Consider the following 18,386-nt stretch of genomic DNA (forward strand, 5'->3'; position numbering starts at 1 on the left):
TTTAGTATTTTTAGAATACTTTACTACAAATTCCAATTTTAGTAAACAAAAAAGCCTGCAATATACGCAGGCTTATTTCACACACTCTTCAAAATGTTCTTGGAACCATTCTTTATTAATATCTTTTCCGATAAACACAACTTCACTTACTCGTTCTTCGCCCTCTTGCCACTCTCTATCATATGATGCAGCAAACAGTGTATGCACACCTTGGAAAACGATACGTTTATCTACTCCATCAATCGATAAAATTCCTTTGTAGCGATATAAATACTCCCCTAGCTCTTGAACGACAGCTGACATCCACTCATTTAGTTTTTGTAAATCTAACGGTCGCTCTTCGCGTAGTACAAACGACTTTACGCCTTCTAGATGATTATGCTCTTTATGAGGATAAATTTGTAACGTATCTTTCGTTTTAAACGTTTGAATTTGTAGTAACGATGGAATATCTACATCACAGTTAGTCGCCTCGATTAACTTTGCAGTTGGGTTAATACCTTGCAGTTCCTGCAATAGATTTTCCTTTTCACTTTCATCAACTAAATCTAATTTATTTACTAAAACGACATCAGCAAATGCAATTTGTTCCTTTGCTTCTAGTCCTTTTTCAAAATGCTTATGTATATGGTAACTATCTACTACTGTTACAACACCGTTAATTTGGTATGCAGATTGAATCACAGGATCTAAAAAGAATGTTTGAATAATCGGACCTGGATTTGCAAGACCAGTCGTTTCAATTACTAATCCATCAAAATCCATTTTCCCTTCTGCTTTTACGTCCAATAATTGTTTTAAAGCAACAAGTAAATCTTCCCGTACAGTACAGCATAGACAACCGTTTGTCATTTCCATAATTTCTTCTTCCACATTCATAATCAACTGATTATCAATACCAATTTGCCCTATTTCATTTACAATTACCGCTAATTTCTTACCGTGATTCTCTGTTAAAATACGATTTAATAATGTTGTTTTCCCAGATCCAAGAAAACCAGTTAATATTGTTACTGGAATCATTTCCTACATCTCCTTATACCTATTATGTTTCTACATTATAGCATATAGAGAAAATCGTTTTTGTAGCAAAACATATTTATTGTATGTACGACACTGAAACTATATAATAATATGTAGCAAGAAAGCCTTTTCAAAACATTACTCATTCATCAAGGAGGCACTTATAATGGAACGAGTTCAAATGGCCAAAAAGCTAGAATTTTCTCGTATTATTCAAGGTTTTTGGCGTTTAGCAGAATGGAATATGACGAAACAAGAATTACTTTCTTTTATTGAAGAATGCATGGATATGGGGATTACTACTTTTGATCACGCTGATATTTATGGCGGTTATACGTGTGAAGGACTGTTCGGAGAGGCATTACAATTAAAGCCTTCCTTACGTGAAAACATGCAAATTATCACAAAATGTGGAATCGCTCCCCCATCACCAAAATTTCCAGAGCGATATGTTGCGCACTACAATACGAGTGCTGAACATATAATAAAAAGCGCGGAAGACTCATTACAAAACTTACATACAGATTATATTGATGTACTGCTCATTCATCGCCCTGATCCATTTATGGATCCAAATGAAGTAGCAGAAGCGTTCTCACGCTTAAAGCAAGAAGGAAAAGTCCGTCACTTCGGTGTATCTAACTTTTTACCTTCACAGTTTAATATGTTAAGTTCTTATTTAGATTTTCCGCTCATTACAAATCAAATTGAAGTATCTGCGATGCAGCTTGAACATTTCGAAAAAGGGACAATTGATTTATGCCAAGAAAAGCGAATCAATCCTATGATTTGGTCACCTCTTGCTGGCGGAGAAATCTTTACTGGTCAATCAGAACGTGCTGTACGTTTACGTGAAACTTTACAGAAGGTTGCTACTGAACTAGGTGTTACAAGCATCGATACAGTTATGTATGCATGGCTGCTTGCTCATCCAGCTAACATGATGCCAATCGTTGGATCTGGTAAATTAGATCGTGTTAAAACAGCCGCTCTTGCTATAAAAGTTAATTTAGATCGTCAACAATGGTTTACAATTTTCGAAAGCTCTAATGGACATCCTGTACCATAATACACAAAAAGAAGAGCCGTTTCTTTACAGCTCTTCTTTTTCATATGTATTTCTAGTCATGGCAAATACACACATATCCCTTAATCCATTTCCATCTACCGCTACACTCGCACTTTCCAATGTACCTTCTAACTTAAATCCTAATTTCTCAGGTATCGCTCTACTCTTCTTATTTAAAGAATCGCATCGAATTTCTACGCGGTTTGCTTTCAGCTCAGAAAAAGCAAACTCCATTATACCTTTTGCAGCCTCTAGCATATAACCCTTTCCACTAAACCTTGAATCAATCCAATACCCAATTTCAAATTGAGGTATATCCCAATTAATACGATGCAATCCAGCTGATGCAATAAATTCACCTGTTTCTTTCGAAAAAACTAGTAATCTTAAATCCTCACGCTGCAAAAATTGAATATGCGATTTTCTAATGCTCACTTCTACTTCTTCCTCTGTTTGCTCTTTTTGTGCAAAAACCATCCAAGGTTTTAATTCTTTCATAGAAGCTTGAATTGCATCGTACACAGATTTACCGTCACCCGGTTTCGGCATTCGAATAAATAGCCTATCAGTATAAAATTCAGAAGGAAAATCGAATAATAACGGATTCACTTTCAACACTCCTTTTAATTCTTTTATATATAATAATATCCATCTCAAACCATACAGTAAAGAAATTTCTGAATTTTACACATTTTACTCATTCACCTCTACCGCTACACGAACTCCAGATTCAATTGCACCTTGTATCCATCCGTGATATAACGTTGTATGATCACCTGCAAAGTATAATCTCCCCTCTGGTTTTATAATCGCTGGTTGTAGCTCAGATTCTTGCCCTGCCTGAAATAGTGCAAACCCTCCAAGTGCATATGGATCCAATGTCCAACTTTTTGATATGCCAGACATGAACTCATCATATACTTGATCGCCTAATATTGTCGCTAAATTTTGTAGTGTGTAATAAATACGATCTCCCTTTGATAACCCATCCCATAACAACGCATCATAAGACCATGTATAGCTGCCTAACATCATAGCGGATCCTTTCTCTCCAATTCCGTGACTTGGATAATAGGCATAACGAATTGGCAAATCCGTTATAATTCTGCCACCTAATTGTCCTTGTTCTTCCCAAAATCGACTTTTAAATTGAATTCCTATTTTCGTTGCTGGCATATAATGCAATTCACGAATTGCTTTCCATTTTTCATGAGATATAGAATCAAATGGATCTACTTCGACAAAGCGCATTGTCGAAAATGGAATTGTAATAATAACTAAATCCCCTGTAATACTACTATATTCAAAAGTTTCCTCGTTTCGATAAAAAGCTGTCACACCGTTATCATGCTGATGTAGCTTCATTAATTTTTGATTATATATAATATTTCCTTCTAATTGTGGTAAAAAGGACTTTGGTAATCTATCATTTCCTCCTACAATTTCACAAAATCCACTCTCCTCTTGCATAATATATAAAAAGCGTAACGTCTCAACAAATGACCTTTCTAAAAAACCTTCTAAATCTAATAGAACACCGATCATCTCAATCGTTACTGGTGAAAAGTAAGTATTATATTGATAAGGATGATACTTTAAAAATTGTCCTGTAGAGTACCTCCCAAAATCCTTTACTACAACATCCCAATTTTTCTCTGGGTTCTTTTTTATAAAATTTATAATGGGCTGTACCGCTAACAATAATAGCTCTTCAGACGTTTTCCCGACCTCATTCATTTCTACAGGATACTTTAATATACTTGAATCTTTTTCGTATTGTTTTAATGTCGTTTTTCGGCCATTTACGTAAATAATATCAGTCTCATTCCTATTAATAAACGGGCTCACCTGTAGCCCAAATTTTCTTATATATGCCATCGTTAATGTGTGCGAATACGGAATTCTCATTGCCCCAACATCTAAATATAATCCGGTATCTTCCATTCTAACCGTCTCTATGCGGCCACCTACCCGGTTGTTTGCTTCAAAAATTTTCACATCATGTCCTGCATCTTTTAATAAAGATGCCGAAACCAACCCAGCCATACCGGCCCCTACTACTATAATTTGTTTCGAACGTGTCGTCTTCTTTAACCCTTTATTTATAACTTTTAACGTTTCATCCATCTCAGTGTTATACATTATATCTTTCTGCACAATTCCACCCCTTACTTCATAAAATGGGCATTAGTGGTTTAGTGCATTTTATTCATAAATTTCTATAAACATAACAACATAGCAAGTGGAATATTCACTAAAAGTACATAAGAGTTAGCTTTCACACCTCATCACGCTACGTATAATATAGCAACGGTAAAGAAGGAGTGGTTGAAAATGAAACAAACTTACGACTACAACGCTACAAAGAAGTATTTAGAAGGCAAGAAACAACAACTATGCAACAAACTTAGTAGTAAACAACTATCTAAAAAAGAGCGTGAACAACTACAACTTGAGATTGATAACTACGAATATATATTAAATTTAGTCGAAATGAATCATTATGAACGAGGCTTTCCTCGTTAAAAGTGGATAGGTGGTTTATCCACTTTTTATTTTGAGCATTTTATTACGCATTTTTCGTAAGTAAATATATAATAGGATGTACATTAAGATTGCGAGGTATATTCTATGATCAAATTAAGTGTGTTAGACCAATCCCCTATTTCAGATGGTAGTACAGCAGCCCAAGCTTTTTCACATACAGTTACGCTTGCACAAGAAGTTGAAAAATTAGGATTCACACGCTTTTGGGTATCTGAGCATCATAATTCCATCAGCCTTGCTGGTTCAAGCCCTGAAATACTTATTTCTCATATTGCAGCAAAAACGGATCGTATGAGAGTTGGTTCAGGTGGTGTTATGTTACCGCACTATAGCCCTTATAAAGTTGCTGAGAATTTCCGCGTTTTAGAAGCGCTTTATCCAAATCGTATTGACCTTGGTGTCGGCAGAGCACCTGGTGGTATGCCCATTGCAACTCGCGCACTACAAGAAGGAAAAATGGTCTCACTTGATCAATATCCAGAACAAATTGCAGATGTTGCAATGTACTTACATGATCAAGTACCAGAAAACCATCATTACGCAAATTTAAAGGCTACTCCTGTCATTCCAACATCTCCCGAGATGTGGATGCTCGGTTCTAGCGGAGAGAGTGCAATGATTGCCGCAAAACAAGGTGCTTCTTTTGCATTCGCGCAGTTCATTAACGGATACGGTGGTCCTGAAGTAATGAATGCTTATCAGGAACAATTCCAACCTTCCTATTTAGGAGATAAACCAAAATCAATCGTCTCTATTTTTGTTATTTGCGGAGAAACAAATGAAGAGGCGGAAAAAATTGCTTCTAGTTTAGATTTATCAATCTTATTACTAGAACAAGGAAAGCGTACAACTGGTACTCCTTCTATCGAAACTGCACAAAATTATTCATACAGCGCTTATGATTTATTCCGTATAAAAGAAAATCGTCAACGTATGATCGTCGGTGATCCATCTTCTGTGAAAGAACAAATCGTAAACTTAAGCAAAGCGTACAATACTGATGAATTTATGATTGTTACAATTACTCATCGATTTGAAGATAAATTGAATTCTTATCGCTTACTAGCAAATGCTTTTCATTTATAATGATAAAGTAAAACTTTAATCCGTGGGGGTTTTACGGCCAGCCCGGTAAATAGCAAGATAAAAGGGAGACACATCAATTATGATGCATCTCCCTTTCTTACCACTTATTACTTTTACCGTCTATATATTCAATAGCTTCTTTTAATAACTCATCAAAATGATTAGGATAATCATGATTTAAGTTAGGTACAACTTTATACTTATGTTCAATGTTACGATCTTTTAATAACTGTACAAATTGCTCCGTACATTCAAAACAATCTTCATCTTGATCCCCGCACACTACATATCCCTTTATATTTTTATCTTGTAGCACTCCCAACAACTCATTGCATTCTTCAATCTCTGGAAGCCACGGCGCCACAAAAATAAAACCATCTACAGCTATATCTTTTTGTAAAATTGTATACAAAGCTACTCTTGCGCCAGCAGAAAAACCACCAATTATTACACTTTCTACTGTATGATTTTCTATAAACGTAACGTAATGCTCTTTTAATTCCTCTTTCCCTCTATGTATATCGTCCCAAACAAATCCATCTGAAAACTTAATTTGCGAAGATTGTGGTAAAGCTAACGTATAATCTTGTGTCAAAACAGATTTCCAATATGGTTCTATTATTTCTATATTTTCTTGATCCCCGTGCATTGCAATAAATAGTTTTTCTTCTTTATTGCTGTCTAAATATTTCACGTCTGCTCGTTCGGTTTTCTTTGCTAATTCTTCTCTTTCTTTACATAATTGAACCATTTTATGAAACTCTTCAAATTTATGTAGTGGTTTTAAATCATCGTCCGAAATTAAATACTCATTTCCGTACCAAAATCCATTGTCTATAATAGCTTCCTTCATTAACTGTAACGCTTCTTCTTCAAGCCCCGCTGCACTCGCTAGCGCATATTTAAAATTATATATTTGCGCTTTATTCCCCACTACACCTTTAGCATGCTTCATTATATAAGCGTACGCTTCTAAACTCCCTTTATTTGCGTAACGATGTAACGTTTCATTTAATAATTGAATGTAAGTCATACTATTTTTCATACACCCATTCCCCCGTAATCTTTTATTATATTTATTTCTCAAACCTTTATACCATTCTGTAATCACTGTATATAACTCACACTAACAATACTTAATCATTACTTCTCTTCGTCCAATAAGTTTATTATAAAGTTTAATAAACAGAAAAATCAATATTTTTAAAAACAAAAAAAGACAACAATATATTTATTGTTGTTCTCAATACATCTACCCACTCTTTTGTTTTTTTCTGTCCGGTTTACTTGAAACTAAATAATGTTTTTCTGAAATATATAAGTCTCTTTTTAATATACGCTTCAAATATGGTCCTAATTTTATCCCGCATATAAGACGCTCTTCACTACCTTCAACAAGTGGAAACATTTCTTTTTCTGTTACGTACTGATCTACTGCTTTTTGTACGATATCAATTTCTTTAACTAGGTTTAGATTTTCTTCTGTATGTTCAAATACCTCAAGCGTTTCCTTCGTAATAAGAAAACTATTTGTTGGAAATGCAAGTAAATACGGCTTTAACAAATCATAATTTACTGTATAATCATCATTTACTAATACTGTATAAACAATATTAGCATTCGTTTCTAGAAACTTAGCCATCGCTTGTTCTAATTCATCTTTCGTAATTTCACGCTCTTCTTTTCCAGTTCTGAAAAAGCGAAACATTGCATCGCCTCCTTTTTACTATATTATAGCATAAAAGAAAACTGAAAAATGACAAAAAAAGCCATTGAACGAATTTTTCAATGACTTTTTTCTTAATATACTTATATTTATTTTAAGAACGCACTTAGCATCCATACATGTTGTTCTAATGTTGTATGAATCGCTAACAACATGTCTGCTGATGTTTCATCGCCAGCTTCGCCAGCAACTTCCATACCTTCTTTTAATTCTTGAATAAGTGCAGAGTAATCATTCACTAATGTTTGCACCATTTCTTCTGCAGATTCCTTGCTTGTCCCTTCACTCACACTAGATGTTGCAAGATATTCTTTCATTGTCGCTAGCGGTTTACCTTCCAACGCTAAAATACGTTCTGCTAATTCATCAATATTTGTTCCAGCTTCATTGTAAAACTCTTCAAATTTCTCATGTAACGTAAAGAAGTGTGGTCCTGTCACATACCAGTGATAATTATGTAGTTTCACATATAACACATTCCAGTTTGCTACCTGCTTGTTTAATACTTCAACAACATTTGTTTTCGTACTCATACAATCCACTCCTCTTATCATTTCATAATGTTTATCTTTTAATAACCTAGTTACATGTTACCATACATTTCCTACCCTTTCGAACGATTGGCTCATATGTAACAAAGTTTTAACACCTTTAATGCTTCCCTAATATCTTTTAATTCATGTATGTTTTCAAACACTTCATACGTCTAATTGTCCAAGCTCATACATATGCATAATAGTAAATCAAGCTCATCGTAGTAGAAAGAGGGATAACATGGACAATCAACAATGGCAAGTAGCAAAGAAAGTTGCTGCTACTTATATTGGAACAGTCGTTGGAGCTGGATTTGCTACTGGACGAGAAATTGTTGAATTTTTTACAGTGAACGGATTATATGGAACAATTGGCATATGTGTAAGTGGATTTTTTTTTATTTGGCTTGGCACAAAGATGATGTTACTTTCATCACAAATTGGTGCATTTTCAGCGCAAGAATTCAACAAATATTTATTTGGGGATGTATTTGGCAATGTTGTAAACACACTATTATTACTCGTATTATTTGGTGTAACGAGCGTTATGTTATCAGGAGCTGGGGCGGTATTTGAAGAGCAACTTCGTTTACCAAGACAACTTGGTATTTTCATTATACTGATCGCCTGTCTCATTATAGGTAGTCGCGGGTTACAAGGGGTTTTTGAAGTTAATACACTTGTCGTACCTATTATGATGATTTTTATTATCGGACTTGCTATTACAACTTTTTTTCACGGTACAACTCCTATTAGTGACACTATTCCTGCAGAAAGCTGGAATATGAAGTGGATTACTAGTCCTATTACATATGTCGCCTTAAATCTTTCTCTCGCCCAAAGCGTTCTCGTCCCGTTAGCCAGTGAAGTAAAAGATCGAAAGGCCATTTTATGGGGCGGTATTTTAGGCGGCGCAGGACTTTCTTTAATTTTATTATGTAGCCATTTAGCTATTTTATCAGTCGATCAATTTTATCAATATAATATTCCAATGGCTGAAGTCATAAGAAAATTCAATGCAACTTTTCACTTTTTCTTTGTTCTTATCATTTTCGGTGAAGTGTTCACAACTTTAGTTGGTAATGTGTTCGGAATGACAAAACAAATGCAATCCATCACCGGATGGAAAAGTAACAATATTATTTTCTTCATTTTACTAATTAGTTATTGCTTTAGTTACATTGGTTACAGTGAATTACTCCACATTCTATATCCTATAATTGGATGGGTCAGCATCATTTTACTGCCAATTATTGCTTTTAAACAACTTCAAAAAACATAAAAGAAGCATCCATGTTATTGGATGCTTCTTTTATGTTCATTCACAATCATCGCATACTTCCCAGTACGGCCCCATTTCGATTGCTAAATATGGCTTTAATTGCAAGCGAATCATCCGACTAGGCATGCGTTCTAAAACGAATTGAATCCCTTCTTCATCTTCGTCTAATTCAACTTTTGCAATCGCAATTCTTTGCATAATAGAAATAGGCATTCCATCTTTATATAAAGTGATTTTCACCTCATCATATTCATTAAAATACAATTCAACACTCATTTGATTTTTCAACATTTCATCAACAATTTCATATTTATCATTTCGTTCCTGGATTATATATTTCCAGCCGCCTCTACCTTCTTCTTTCGGAGCTGCTTGAAATAATGTCATCAAATCCTCGTATAGCATAAGATAACCCCTCTCTTACTAAAAAACGATGAGTATTTTATATACCCTTTATCTCTATCACTATCCATATGTATTGTACCATATATCGCCGTTTTTACCGTATTCATTTGCTTCATAACTGCATATAAAACAACTGATTTTCTTCATTACTATATGAATTGTCTCTCATTGTATTTCTTAATATGCTTCTAACGCTTTCCAAACATATCAAACATAAGTAAATGCACTCTTTGTCCATCCTCCGCTTAGTATTTCCTTACACTAACAAAAAAAGAAGAGTGACTTTTATCACTCCCCTTAAAAGAATTTCCCCGTAGCTGTTAACGCTAATACAAGTATTAAAATTGTAAATAATAATGATACAATGAAACTAAAAATAGGTAATGCTTTCTTTTCATTCTTCTTAAAGAGTAACTTTAAACTAAGAAAGATGTTTACTGGTACAAGTATAAAATAAAAATATTTAACAATTTGCACCGAGCTATTCGAAAGTGTTTTTAAAATAAACACTTCAATTAAAAAGACAATAAAAAATGAAATACTTAACCAAAATGAGACATAACTAAGCCAAGAATGTCTTTTGGTACCCCAATAAACTCCCATAGTAATCTCCTTTATTTGCATTTTATACGATTATAATTATACATAAAGTAAACAAATACCTTTATTTTTCGACAAATATTATACAACATATACCTTTAAATATTATAAAGATACTCTCAATCTCATTTCATTTTACATAATAAAAACAGACTACTCCAATAGCATACTGCTATTTTGGAGATAGTCTGTCCTCTGTTACACTTTAAATCTTTCAATTAACCCTTGTAACTCTTCAGCCATTTGAGATAATGTACCCGCCGCCGAACTAATCTCCTCAATGGACGCTAGTTGTTCTTCTGCTGATGCTGCAACGTTTTGAGTACTCGTCGCATTGTTCTGTGCTGTCATTGCAATTTGACCTACTGAAATAGATACTTCATTTGCACCTTTTGACATCCCATTAGCCGTTTCAACCATCGTTTTAATTTGATCTGCAATTTCATTTGTAGATAGTAAAATCTCAGTAAAGTTTTGCTTCGTTTCATTCGCAATAACAAGTCCAGATTGAACTTCTTCATTTACATGCCCCATAGATTTTACCGTCTTACTCATGTCATCTTGTATTTCACATATTAATTTACTAATTTCACTAGAAGATACACTAGACTTCTCCGCCAATTTACGTACTTCATCTGCAACAATTGCAAATCCTCTTCCATGCTCTCCTGCTCTTGCAGCTTCAATTGCCGCATTCAAAGCTAGAAGATTCGTTTGATCTGCAATATTTTGAATGACTTCTAGTATGTCACCAATTTGTTTTGATTTATTATTTAACAACTGTATAACTTCATCTGATTGTGACACAGATTCTGCAATAGACTGCATTTGATTTACTGTTTTTCCGACTAGTTTTCCACCATCTTCTGCTTTTTCACGAGTATGAGCAGAAGCCGTACTAATTGATGATGAACTATTTGCTACATGCTGAATTCCTTCTGTTACATCAAATAATAACATTGCACCATTTTCTACGCTCGTTGTTTGCGTTGTTGCCCCGCTCGATATTTCATCCATTGCCATTGTAATTTGCTCAGTCGCTTCACTCGCTTGTCTTACACTTGCCGTTAGCTCTTCTGATGCTGCTGCAACATGTCCAGCCGAAGTATTAATTCTTCCAATTAACGTTCGCAATGCATCTGTCATCTCATTGAATCCTTTTGCAAGTTGACCAATTTCATCATTAGAATGAATCTCGATTGTTTGCGTTAAATCTCCCTCACTTATTTCTTTAGAAGTGGTAACTAATCTCTTTAATGGCTTCGTTATAGAAAGTGTCACAAAATAAATAAGTGCCCCTCCTATAACTAATGAAATACACATAACAATTAACATATTGTAAAATACAGGCTGCGCAGCTTCAATTATTTCATTTGAGTACATCGTTCCACCGATTTTCCAACCTGTTTTTACATTTGTAGCAAATACCATTTGTTTTTCGCTGCCATCATACATATATGAAAAAGCACCATGGTTATCTTCATACATTTTCTTCGCCCAAGAATCAGCTGCCTTATCTCCTGATTTTTCTTGTGGATGAGCAATTATTTTTTGTTTCCCATCTAAAATGAAAGCATATCCTTTTTTACCAATATTGATTAACTTTGTTGTTTTTAATAAATTATCTAAACTTAAATCTATTGCTATAACACCGTTTTTATCTTCTGTTTGTTTTGCAATCGTTACGACAATATGTCCATTTCCTTTCGCCTTATACGGCTCAGTAATGACAATACCACCTTGTTTTGCCACTGCATCTTTATACCAAGAACGATCTGTTGGATTATAGTCTGCTGCCATTTGTATATTTGGTTCTTGCACAAATTTCTTATCATTCCCAGCAACATATACTTGTTCAACATCTTTATTCAAATTGATATATTGAGATAGCATTTTTCTTAATTCATCTTGATTATCCCCTTGATACATATTACCTTGAATCACCCGTGCAAAATTATTCACGTCATTAAATTTCGCATCAATCATTTGATTGATTAAATTATCCAGTATTTTTATATTGTCGTGAGCACTGCTCGTAATTTGTGATTCAAAATTCTTTTTAGCTGTTTGATAAGACATGCCTCCGATAATAGAGCCAGCCGCAATTAAAATGACAAAAAACGAAATTAGTAGTTTCTTTGCTACTCTCATATCACGAAACCAATTCAATAGTCTACCCATTACAAACCTCCTGCTTTTCAATTTCAAAAGTTAAATCTAGCGAGTTGTAAACATTTCCCATCCCTAAATTATTATTTTTATAATCTATTACGATGAATACTTTGTAAAGTTTAAACAATTAAATTCCCTTTGTCTATATATTTGAATAATATTATTATAAAATTTACAAATGCAAAAAAAGCCAAAGGGAACCACCCTTTGGCTTTTCATATTTTTTTATGCTGTTTAGAAATCTTTTTCCACTTATCACGCTCTGCTCTCGCAAGAATAGCATCTTGTTTTCTCATAAAATACGCCAGTTCTCTTTGTAATTTTTTATAGCTTTGCAAACGATTTATCGTAATAATTCCGTTATCAATTGCATTATGCACTGCGCACCCTGGCTCATTTTCATGTTTACAATCCCTAAAACGGCACGTTTTTGCTAATTCTTCAACATCTGAAAATGTTGTTTGAATTGCATCGCTTCCTTCCCAAAGCTGCAGCTCCCTCATACCCGGAGTATCAATAACTAAACCACCACTCGGTAATCGGAACAATTCACGATGAGTTGTCGTATGCCTTCCTTTACTATCTTCCTCACGAATATCTCCCGTTTTTGCTACTTCAAGTCCTATGAGTGCATTTAACAAAGTTGATTTTCCAACCCCCGATGACCCGACTAAAGCGATTGTTTTTCCTGAAGAAACAAATTGCTGCAAAGATTCAACACCAGTATGCTCTAAACTATCAACGACGAAGATCGGAACACCAATTGCCACAGCTTCCGTTTCTACAATTTTCTGTTCCACGTCTTCACATAAGCTACTCTTTGTTAAAACAATAACTGGCATTGCACCGCTTTCATACGCTAATAGTAAATAACGTTCTATTCTTCTTACGTTAAAATCATGGTTAAGTGCATTTACTAAAAATAGATAATCTACATTTGCTGCTATTACTTGTTCTTCCGTTCGATTACCAGCCTCTTGTCTAGAAAAAGAGCTTCTTCTTTGAAAAATACGATGAATAATTGCTTTCTTTTCATTCTCTATTTTCTTTATATACACCCAATCACCAACCGCTGGATAATCTCCCTTCGTTACTGCTTCATGCCGAAACTTTCCAGACAGCTCTGCCATATATTCACCATCATTACAAATAATTCGATATATATGTTTATGCTCAAGTAAAATACGCCCTACTTCAAAGTTCTCTACAGCTTGTTCTTCAAAAAAAGAATCCCAGCCGAATGATTTTAAAATATTTTGATTCAAATTGATATCCTCCCTAGTTTAAGCTAAGCGGAAGGATCGTGCGCTCACTTATAAAGTCTCGCCCTTTCCATCCACCTTTGTATTTGGTTTATTATTCATATACGTTATTTTCGCCATAATACATCACTCCGTTCTCATTTTAATTACTCTCATTATATGGAATATTTATTTAAAAAGCTACCTTATTTAACGCAATTTTCAAATATTTTATTTTTCATCATTCTAATTTGTCCACGGTGACTAACCTCATCTTCTAGCACATGAAACCACAGATAGTGCTGGTTATACGCTACACCGTTAGGCCACTTTCTTTCTGACATAAGCCATTCATCATCTTGTTCATTCAAATACTTCAGAGATTCTTCTCGAACACTTTGTAGAAGTTGTACATAATACTGTATTTCATGACCACGAATTGTTCTCCCCGCTTTCCCTAAATACAGTGCGTCTTCCCATATTTCTAATTCTTCTTTTGTAAAGTCGCGCTCTTGAAATGAAATAAGTTGATGGGCTTTTTCTATAGCTGCTATATGCTTTAGTAACGCTCCGATGGAATTCCCCCCACTCGTCATAATGAAATCTAATTGCTCAACAGATAGATCGTTTATTTCCTGTAATGTTACAGCCCTCGTATGCTCCAGCATGCTTACTAATTCCCCTATATTTTTTGTATAACCATCTACACTTCTTATTCGATAATCTATATTCATATCACGCACCCCTTTCTACATTCATATTAAGGACTAACCGCTTCATATAATAGACTAAAAGATATCAGATTTTTCTGTTATAATTATATTGAATACGTAATAAACCTAAACAAACTTTCTCAATATGCTTCTATGAAATATTAAAAGGAATCAATATAAAAGAATCGAATCTTATTCACTAAAAGGAGTGGATTCGATGGAAATGTATCAATGGCTAACTGCTGTTCTCGTTGGTGGCATTACTGGTTTCGTTTCCCATCTTATCAATAACCAAGGCAAGTTATTGCTTCCACGCCGTTTGAAAACTTTTTTTCACTTTGGGTTTTTGACTGATATTTTCACTGGTAGCTTAGCTGCACTTCTTGGACTCGTTCTATTCGATGTCACCTTAATAAAAGAAATTATAAAAGTATCCATTGTGACAGCTATTTCCGGTCAGACTTTCTTACTGCACCAAGCGCTTGGTGGTGAGCAGGCTAAAAATACACAAATTGGGAAAGCTGATGAGAAGATTCAAGAAATTGACAAATTATTACGACGTTAGTCTATACTTTCTTTAAAAATTATTGCTATAATAAACAATAAATATTTTCTATTGCGTCGTTTGTCAGAAGAAAGGGTGTTTCGTATGACAAAAAAGAAAATAGAAGATTTCTTAACAAACACTGAAAAAGAGGAACTGCTAGAAAACTATAAATGTTTACGAGAAGCCCGCACAAAAAGCGAAGCTAATTATTTTGGTGAAGCAGTAGACCATCTATTAAATAAAGCAAAACAACGAATTATTAAAGATGCAGGCATACATGATGAAAATGCAGCAACAGTTCAATCAAAGAGAAAAGCACTGTTTTAGTTACATTAGCTAAAACAGTGCTTTTCATTTAGAATTTTTTCTTCTTGCCATGCTATATTCTCTCTGTCTTTATTCTTCCCATTTTCACAGTTTCAAAAGTCATATAGGCCTAGAAATCCACCTAATAATAGGTAAAATAATTGAACTTGTAATGCAATAATCTAAATAAGTTTATTAAATCGCTTCTTTTAAATCTGAATGCGGATTTGGTCCGTATTGATTGTCATTTTCTTCACTTTCAATGATAAAAAATACAAGTAAAACAACGCTACCAAACGGTACAAAATTTAATAGTTGCCACCATCCTGTTTTCCCAATATCATGCAATCGTCGTGCACCAACCGAAAAACTTGGTATAATCATTACTAACATAAATAGCAACTAACACCTCTGAAAATGATGATAAAAATAACAGTAACCAAAAAATTACGATATTCGATAAACTAAAAGTCCAGTACTCTTTTCACGTAGCTCTACCACTAAAATTCCCATAATTCTTTAGAGCTTTCAAATACCATTGCATTTAAATCTCTCCCTTTTATCCCCAATAAAATTAAAACATGTAATTATTAACAGATAAGTAGAAATATAACACAGCATTTATGTGAAATCCATATCCTAATCTAAATTATCCTCTATTTAAATAGTTTTCTCTTTCAACATTTTTCACATTACTTTCACATCTATTTCACAAATATAAGTAGTCCTATATGGTAAACTACATATATCCTTTTCCAAGGAACTATATGCCGATATATAAATCCCTATCTTTGTAGGGATTTTTTATTTTTGAAGTCCTCATAACTTTGTTACAATACATTTCTTCTACTATTTCTATACTTTTAGTAACCACTGTAATTAATAGCGCATTCATGTATTCATACTCTTATTAATTCTGATTTGCGAAATATTTATACAGGCTTTATGATGCAATTCCTGTTTCACTATCTTCATTAAGCTTTTCACTTTTTCTAAACAAAAATAAAGCTCCTATATATAGTAACGCAGTAAAACTACCTATAAGTATAAAATTGTGAGATGCTGCAAATAGCAGTCCTGCTATTGCCGCTCCAATCATTTGACCAATATACATAGAAGCATTAGCAAGCGCGGCTCCTGTTCCTCTTGCTACACTAGACATGTTTTGTAAGTGCCCCATCATTAATACAAACAAAATTCCTGTCACAAAAAACAAAACAAAGAACAATAACTCCACCAATATAATGTTCTTTACATGAGGAAGTAATACATATAGCACTGCTGTAAATATAATTCCACCATAGAAAGAAAGTTTATAACCAATTTTATTTACGATTCTAGGGCCAAAAATATTACCAGTTAAATTCCCTAATCCTAATATAAGCATGGCTGTACCTACTTCATGAACTTGTAAGCCAAATTGAATGGAAAGCCATACACCAAAAAATGAAAATGCAGCAAAATTACCAGTTTGAAAAACAAAATATGCAAAATAAGAAATTGAAACCTTTGAATCTGTAAGTAATTGTTTATAGCGCTTTAAGATGTTTGTTTTACTTCCACCTATATGAACCGGTTGTATTTCTGGTAATACTACATAGATAAGAATTACAAGTAGTGTTGATAATATACCAATGACGAAAAATGGTGTTGTATAGTGTATCATTGCCAAATACGATCCAACTGGCAACCCTAAAATTTGAGAGATTGCTAACCCTGCTGTTGCAATTCCAATTGCCTTTACAATTTGCTTCTTCTCTATAAGGAGCGGAATAGATGCCCACACTTGTGGAGATACAAAGGCTGCACTTACACCTGCTAAAAATCTAAATGCTAGCATCCATAGAAAACTCGGTGCCATTCCACATAAAAACGTACTTAACGCAAAAAAACTCATTCCTATTACCATCACTTTTTTTCTGTTTAAGCCATCTGATATAGGACCAGCAATAAGCGCAAATCCAGCGTACCCTAAAGCATATGAACTCACCATCCACCCTGACAGCTCAGTTGAAACATGATACACCTTTTGTAATGTCGGTAAAAGTGGTGAAATTAAGAAAGTGTCTGTACCTATCATAAACATTATCGTAAAGAATACAGCTAGTACTCTTTTCATTTAAACCTTCTCCTTTTATATAAAAAGAGGGAAGTACCCCTCTTCTCAACTAATCTTCTAAAATAGATTCAATCTCTTTCATCACCTTCTGATTCAATGAAACTTCCACCGCTCTTACACTTTCTCTTATTTGCTCCGCTCGTTTCCCACCAGGAATAACAGTATCAATTCCTTTTTTATTTAATAGCCATGCTAAAGCTAAATGTGATACTTCAAGATTCATTTCTTTAGCTAAACCTTTTAACTTCTCAACTTTTTTAAAGTTACTCTTATATGTATTTTCTTCAAATAGATTTACACTTTGACGCCAATCGCCTTCGTTCAATTTAAAATCTTCTGTATATTTCCCACCTAGTATCCCAAAGGCAAGAGGTCCGTACGGAATAAATGAAATACCTGATTCTATACAATACGGCAAAAGTTCTTCCCCAGCAGCACGATCTAACATATTATACGGTGATTGTACAACATCTATTTGTCCGTGCTGATTCGCTTCTTGTAATTGCTCTACGTTTACGTTAGATATTCCAATTGCACGAATTTTACCTTCTTCTTTTAGGCGATTAAGCTCACCAATTGAATCTATGTAACTTGTTTCTGGATTTGTAAAATGTAAATAATATAAATCAATATAATCAGTTTGTAGTCTTCTTAAGCTATTTTCCACAGCATTTCTTAAATAGCTTGGCTCATTATTAATATAAACCTCTCCATTTAATAACGGCTGTATTCCACCTTTTGTAGCAAGTACAACTTCGTGGCGTTTTTCTTTTAATACTTCTCCTACTAATTCCTCTGATCTACCGAAACCGTATGAATCTGCTGTATCAAAAAATGTAATCCCTTGCTGGATAGCTTCTTCTATTACTCGTTTTCCCTCCTCCTCATTCACATCAGCATATAAATTATGTCCCCCTACAGCGTTTGTTCCTAACCCCAACTTCGAAATATGTAGTCCTGCCTTTTGCAATTTGGTATATTTCATTTTTTCTCCCCCCTATATTTCTATTGTTCGAT

General features: G+C 34.2%; 19 protein-coding genes and 3 pseudogenes. 6 read left to right on the plus strand and 16 right to left on the minus strand.

Annotation, left to right across the window (positions count from 1 at the left end):
• Nucleotides 1–72 precede the first annotated feature (72 nt).
• Nucleotides 73–1,023, minus strand: a complete 951-nt coding sequence (locus MKO96_RS04725; protein ID WP_098588846.1) for a CobW family GTP-binding protein — start codon at nucleotides 1,021–1,023, stop codon at nucleotides 73–75.
• Between the two features lie 166 nt (nucleotides 1,024–1,189).
• Between MKO96_RS04725 and MKO96_RS04730 the strand changes: the two genes are divergently transcribed.
• Nucleotides 1,190–2,092, plus strand: coding sequence for an aldo/keto reductase (locus MKO96_RS04730; RefSeq protein WP_240586836.1), 903 nt, complete (start codon nucleotides 1,190–1,192; stop codon nucleotides 2,090–2,092).
• A gap of 24 nt (nucleotides 2,093–2,116) precedes the next feature.
• Here the strand turns inward: MKO96_RS04730 and MKO96_RS04735 are convergent, their stop codons facing one another.
• Nucleotides 2,117–2,701, minus strand: coding sequence for a GNAT family N-acetyltransferase (locus MKO96_RS04735; RefSeq protein ID WP_087980858.1), 585 nt, complete (start codon nucleotides 2,699–2,701; stop codon nucleotides 2,117–2,119).
• 84 nt (nucleotides 2,702–2,785) lie between these two features.
• Nucleotides 2,786–4,249 carry a flavin monoamine oxidase family protein gene (locus tag MKO96_RS04740; RefSeq protein ID WP_240586837.1) on the minus strand — a complete coding sequence of 488 codons (1,464 nt, stop codon included), beginning with the start codon at nucleotides 4,247–4,249 and terminating at the stop codon, nucleotides 2,786–2,788.
• A gap of 177 nt (nucleotides 4,250–4,426) precedes the next feature.
• On the opposite strand from MKO96_RS04740, the gene MKO96_RS04745 reads away from it, so the two are divergent.
• Entirely contained in the window at nucleotides 4,427–4,618 is a 192-nt protein-coding gene (locus tag MKO96_RS04745) for a DUF3896 family protein (protein ID WP_240586838.1), read from the plus strand.
• 105 nt (nucleotides 4,619–4,723) lie between these two features.
• On the plus strand, nucleotides 4,724–5,725 hold the full coding sequence (locus MKO96_RS04750; RefSeq protein ID WP_000594033.1) for an LLM class flavin-dependent oxidoreductase: 1,002 nt from the start codon (nucleotides 4,724–4,726) through the stop codon (nucleotides 5,723–5,725).
• A 97-nt stretch (nucleotides 5,726–5,822) separates the two neighbouring features.
• Here MKO96_RS04750 and MKO96_RS04755 read toward each other — a convergent pair whose 3' ends face one another.
• The 3 genes from MKO96_RS04755 to MKO96_RS04765 all read right to left on the minus strand — a co-directional run bounded on the left by MKO96_RS04755 (nucleotide 5,823) and on the right by MKO96_RS04765 (nucleotide 7,984).
• Entirely contained in the window at nucleotides 5,823–6,770 is a 948-nt protein-coding gene (locus MKO96_RS04755; RefSeq protein WP_240586839.1) for an alpha/beta hydrolase, read from the minus strand.
• 207 nt (nucleotides 6,771–6,977) lie between these two features.
• The gene (locus MKO96_RS04760; RefSeq protein ID WP_000488201.1) at nucleotides 6,978–7,433 is read right to left on the minus strand and encodes a DUF3939 domain-containing protein; all 456 of its coding nucleotides are present in this window, start codon (nucleotides 7,431–7,433) and stop codon (nucleotides 6,978–6,980) included.
• Nucleotides 7,434–7,540: 107 nt separating this feature from the next.
• Complete coding sequence (locus MKO96_RS04765; RefSeq protein ID WP_000105195.1) at nucleotides 7,541–7,984, minus strand: Dps family protein; 444 nt, start codon at nucleotides 7,982–7,984, stop codon at nucleotides 7,541–7,543.
• Nucleotides 7,985–8,225: 241 nt separating this feature from the next.
• Between MKO96_RS04765 and MKO96_RS04770 the strand changes: the two genes are divergently transcribed.
• On the plus strand, nucleotides 8,226–9,266 hold the full coding sequence (locus tag MKO96_RS04770) for a YkvI family membrane protein (protein ID WP_000370199.1): 1,041 nt from the start codon (nucleotides 8,226–8,228) through the stop codon (nucleotides 9,264–9,266).
• 36 nt (nucleotides 9,267–9,302) lie between these two features.
• Here the strand turns inward: MKO96_RS04770 and MKO96_RS04775 are convergent, their stop codons facing one another.
• The 6 genes and pseudogenes from MKO96_RS04775 to MKO96_RS04795 all read right to left on the minus strand — a co-directional run bounded on the left by MKO96_RS04775 (nucleotide 9,303) and on the right by MKO96_RS04795 (nucleotide 14,418).
• Nucleotides 9,303–9,671 carry a DUF3979 family protein gene (locus MKO96_RS04775; protein ID WP_087980853.1) on the minus strand — a complete coding sequence of 123 codons (369 nt, stop codon included), beginning with the start codon at nucleotides 9,669–9,671 and terminating at the stop codon, nucleotides 9,303–9,305.
• A gap of 297 nt (nucleotides 9,672–9,968) precedes the next feature.
• On the minus strand, nucleotides 9,969–10,274 hold the full coding sequence (locus tag MKO96_RS04780; protein ID WP_098275013.1) for a hypothetical protein: 306 nt from the start codon (nucleotides 10,272–10,274) through the stop codon (nucleotides 9,969–9,971).
• Between the two features lie 195 nt (nucleotides 10,275–10,469).
• Nucleotides 10,470–11,417 carry a methyl-accepting chemotaxis protein gene (locus tag MKO96_RS29570; protein ID WP_432206306.1) on the minus strand — a complete coding sequence of 316 codons (948 nt, stop codon included), beginning with the start codon at nucleotides 11,415–11,417 and terminating at the stop codon, nucleotides 10,470–10,472.
• A pseudogene (locus MKO96_RS29575) lies at nucleotides 11,412–12,452 on the minus strand (cache domain-containing protein); the annotation flags it as partial. The gene MKO96_RS29570 and the pseudogene MKO96_RS29575, both read right to left, overlap by 6 nt.
• A gap of 206 nt (nucleotides 12,453–12,658) precedes the next feature.
• Nucleotides 12,659–13,708, minus strand: coding sequence for a ribosome small subunit-dependent GTPase A (rsgA, locus tag MKO96_RS04790; protein WP_240586841.1), 1,050 nt, complete (start codon nucleotides 13,706–13,708; stop codon nucleotides 12,659–12,661).
• Nucleotides 13,709–13,890: 182 nt separating this feature from the next.
• The gene (locus MKO96_RS04795; RefSeq protein WP_048559666.1) at nucleotides 13,891–14,418 is read right to left on the minus strand and encodes a DinB family protein; all 528 of its coding nucleotides are present in this window, start codon (nucleotides 14,416–14,418) and stop codon (nucleotides 13,891–13,893) included.
• A gap of 196 nt (nucleotides 14,419–14,614) precedes the next feature.
• Between MKO96_RS04795 and MKO96_RS04800 the strand changes: the two genes are divergently transcribed.
• Both MKO96_RS04800 and MKO96_RS04805 read left to right on the plus strand, forming a co-directional pair.
• Nucleotides 14,615–14,962, plus strand: a complete 348-nt coding sequence (locus MKO96_RS04800; RefSeq protein WP_000426320.1) for a DUF4257 domain-containing protein — start codon at nucleotides 14,615–14,617, stop codon at nucleotides 14,960–14,962.
• Between the two features lie 84 nt (nucleotides 14,963–15,046).
• Nucleotides 15,047–15,271: a hypothetical protein gene (locus MKO96_RS04805; RefSeq protein ID WP_000162604.1), complete on the plus strand. Its 225-nt coding sequence runs from the start codon at nucleotides 15,047–15,049 to the stop codon at nucleotides 15,269–15,271.
• A 174-nt stretch (nucleotides 15,272–15,445) separates the two neighbouring features.
• On the opposite strand, the pseudogene MKO96_RS04810 reads toward MKO96_RS04805, so the two are convergent.
• The 4 genes and pseudogenes from MKO96_RS04810 to MKO96_RS04820 form a co-directional block, all read right to left on the minus strand.
• A pseudogene (locus MKO96_RS04810) lies at nucleotides 15,446–15,794 on the minus strand (DUF805 domain-containing protein).
• A gap of 143 nt (nucleotides 15,795–15,937) precedes the next feature.
• Nucleotides 15,938–16,145 (minus strand): annotated as a pseudogene (locus MKO96_RS29465) (hypothetical protein).
• 48 nt (nucleotides 16,146–16,193) lie between these two features.
• Nucleotides 16,194–17,369, minus strand: coding sequence for an MFS transporter (locus tag MKO96_RS04815; RefSeq protein ID WP_240586842.1), 1,176 nt, complete (start codon nucleotides 17,367–17,369; stop codon nucleotides 16,194–16,196).
• Between the two features lie 49 nt (nucleotides 17,370–17,418).
• Complete coding sequence (locus tag MKO96_RS04820; RefSeq protein ID WP_240586843.1) at nucleotides 17,419–18,354, minus strand: aldo/keto reductase; 936 nt, start codon at nucleotides 18,352–18,354, stop codon at nucleotides 17,419–17,421.
• Nucleotides 18,355–18,386 lie beyond the last annotated feature (32 nt).

The organism is Bacillus sp. ES1-5 (assembly GCF_022487605.1).
Taxonomy (GTDB): domain Bacteria; phylum Bacillota; class Bacilli; order Bacillales; family Bacillaceae_G; genus Bacillus_A; species Bacillus_A wiedmannii.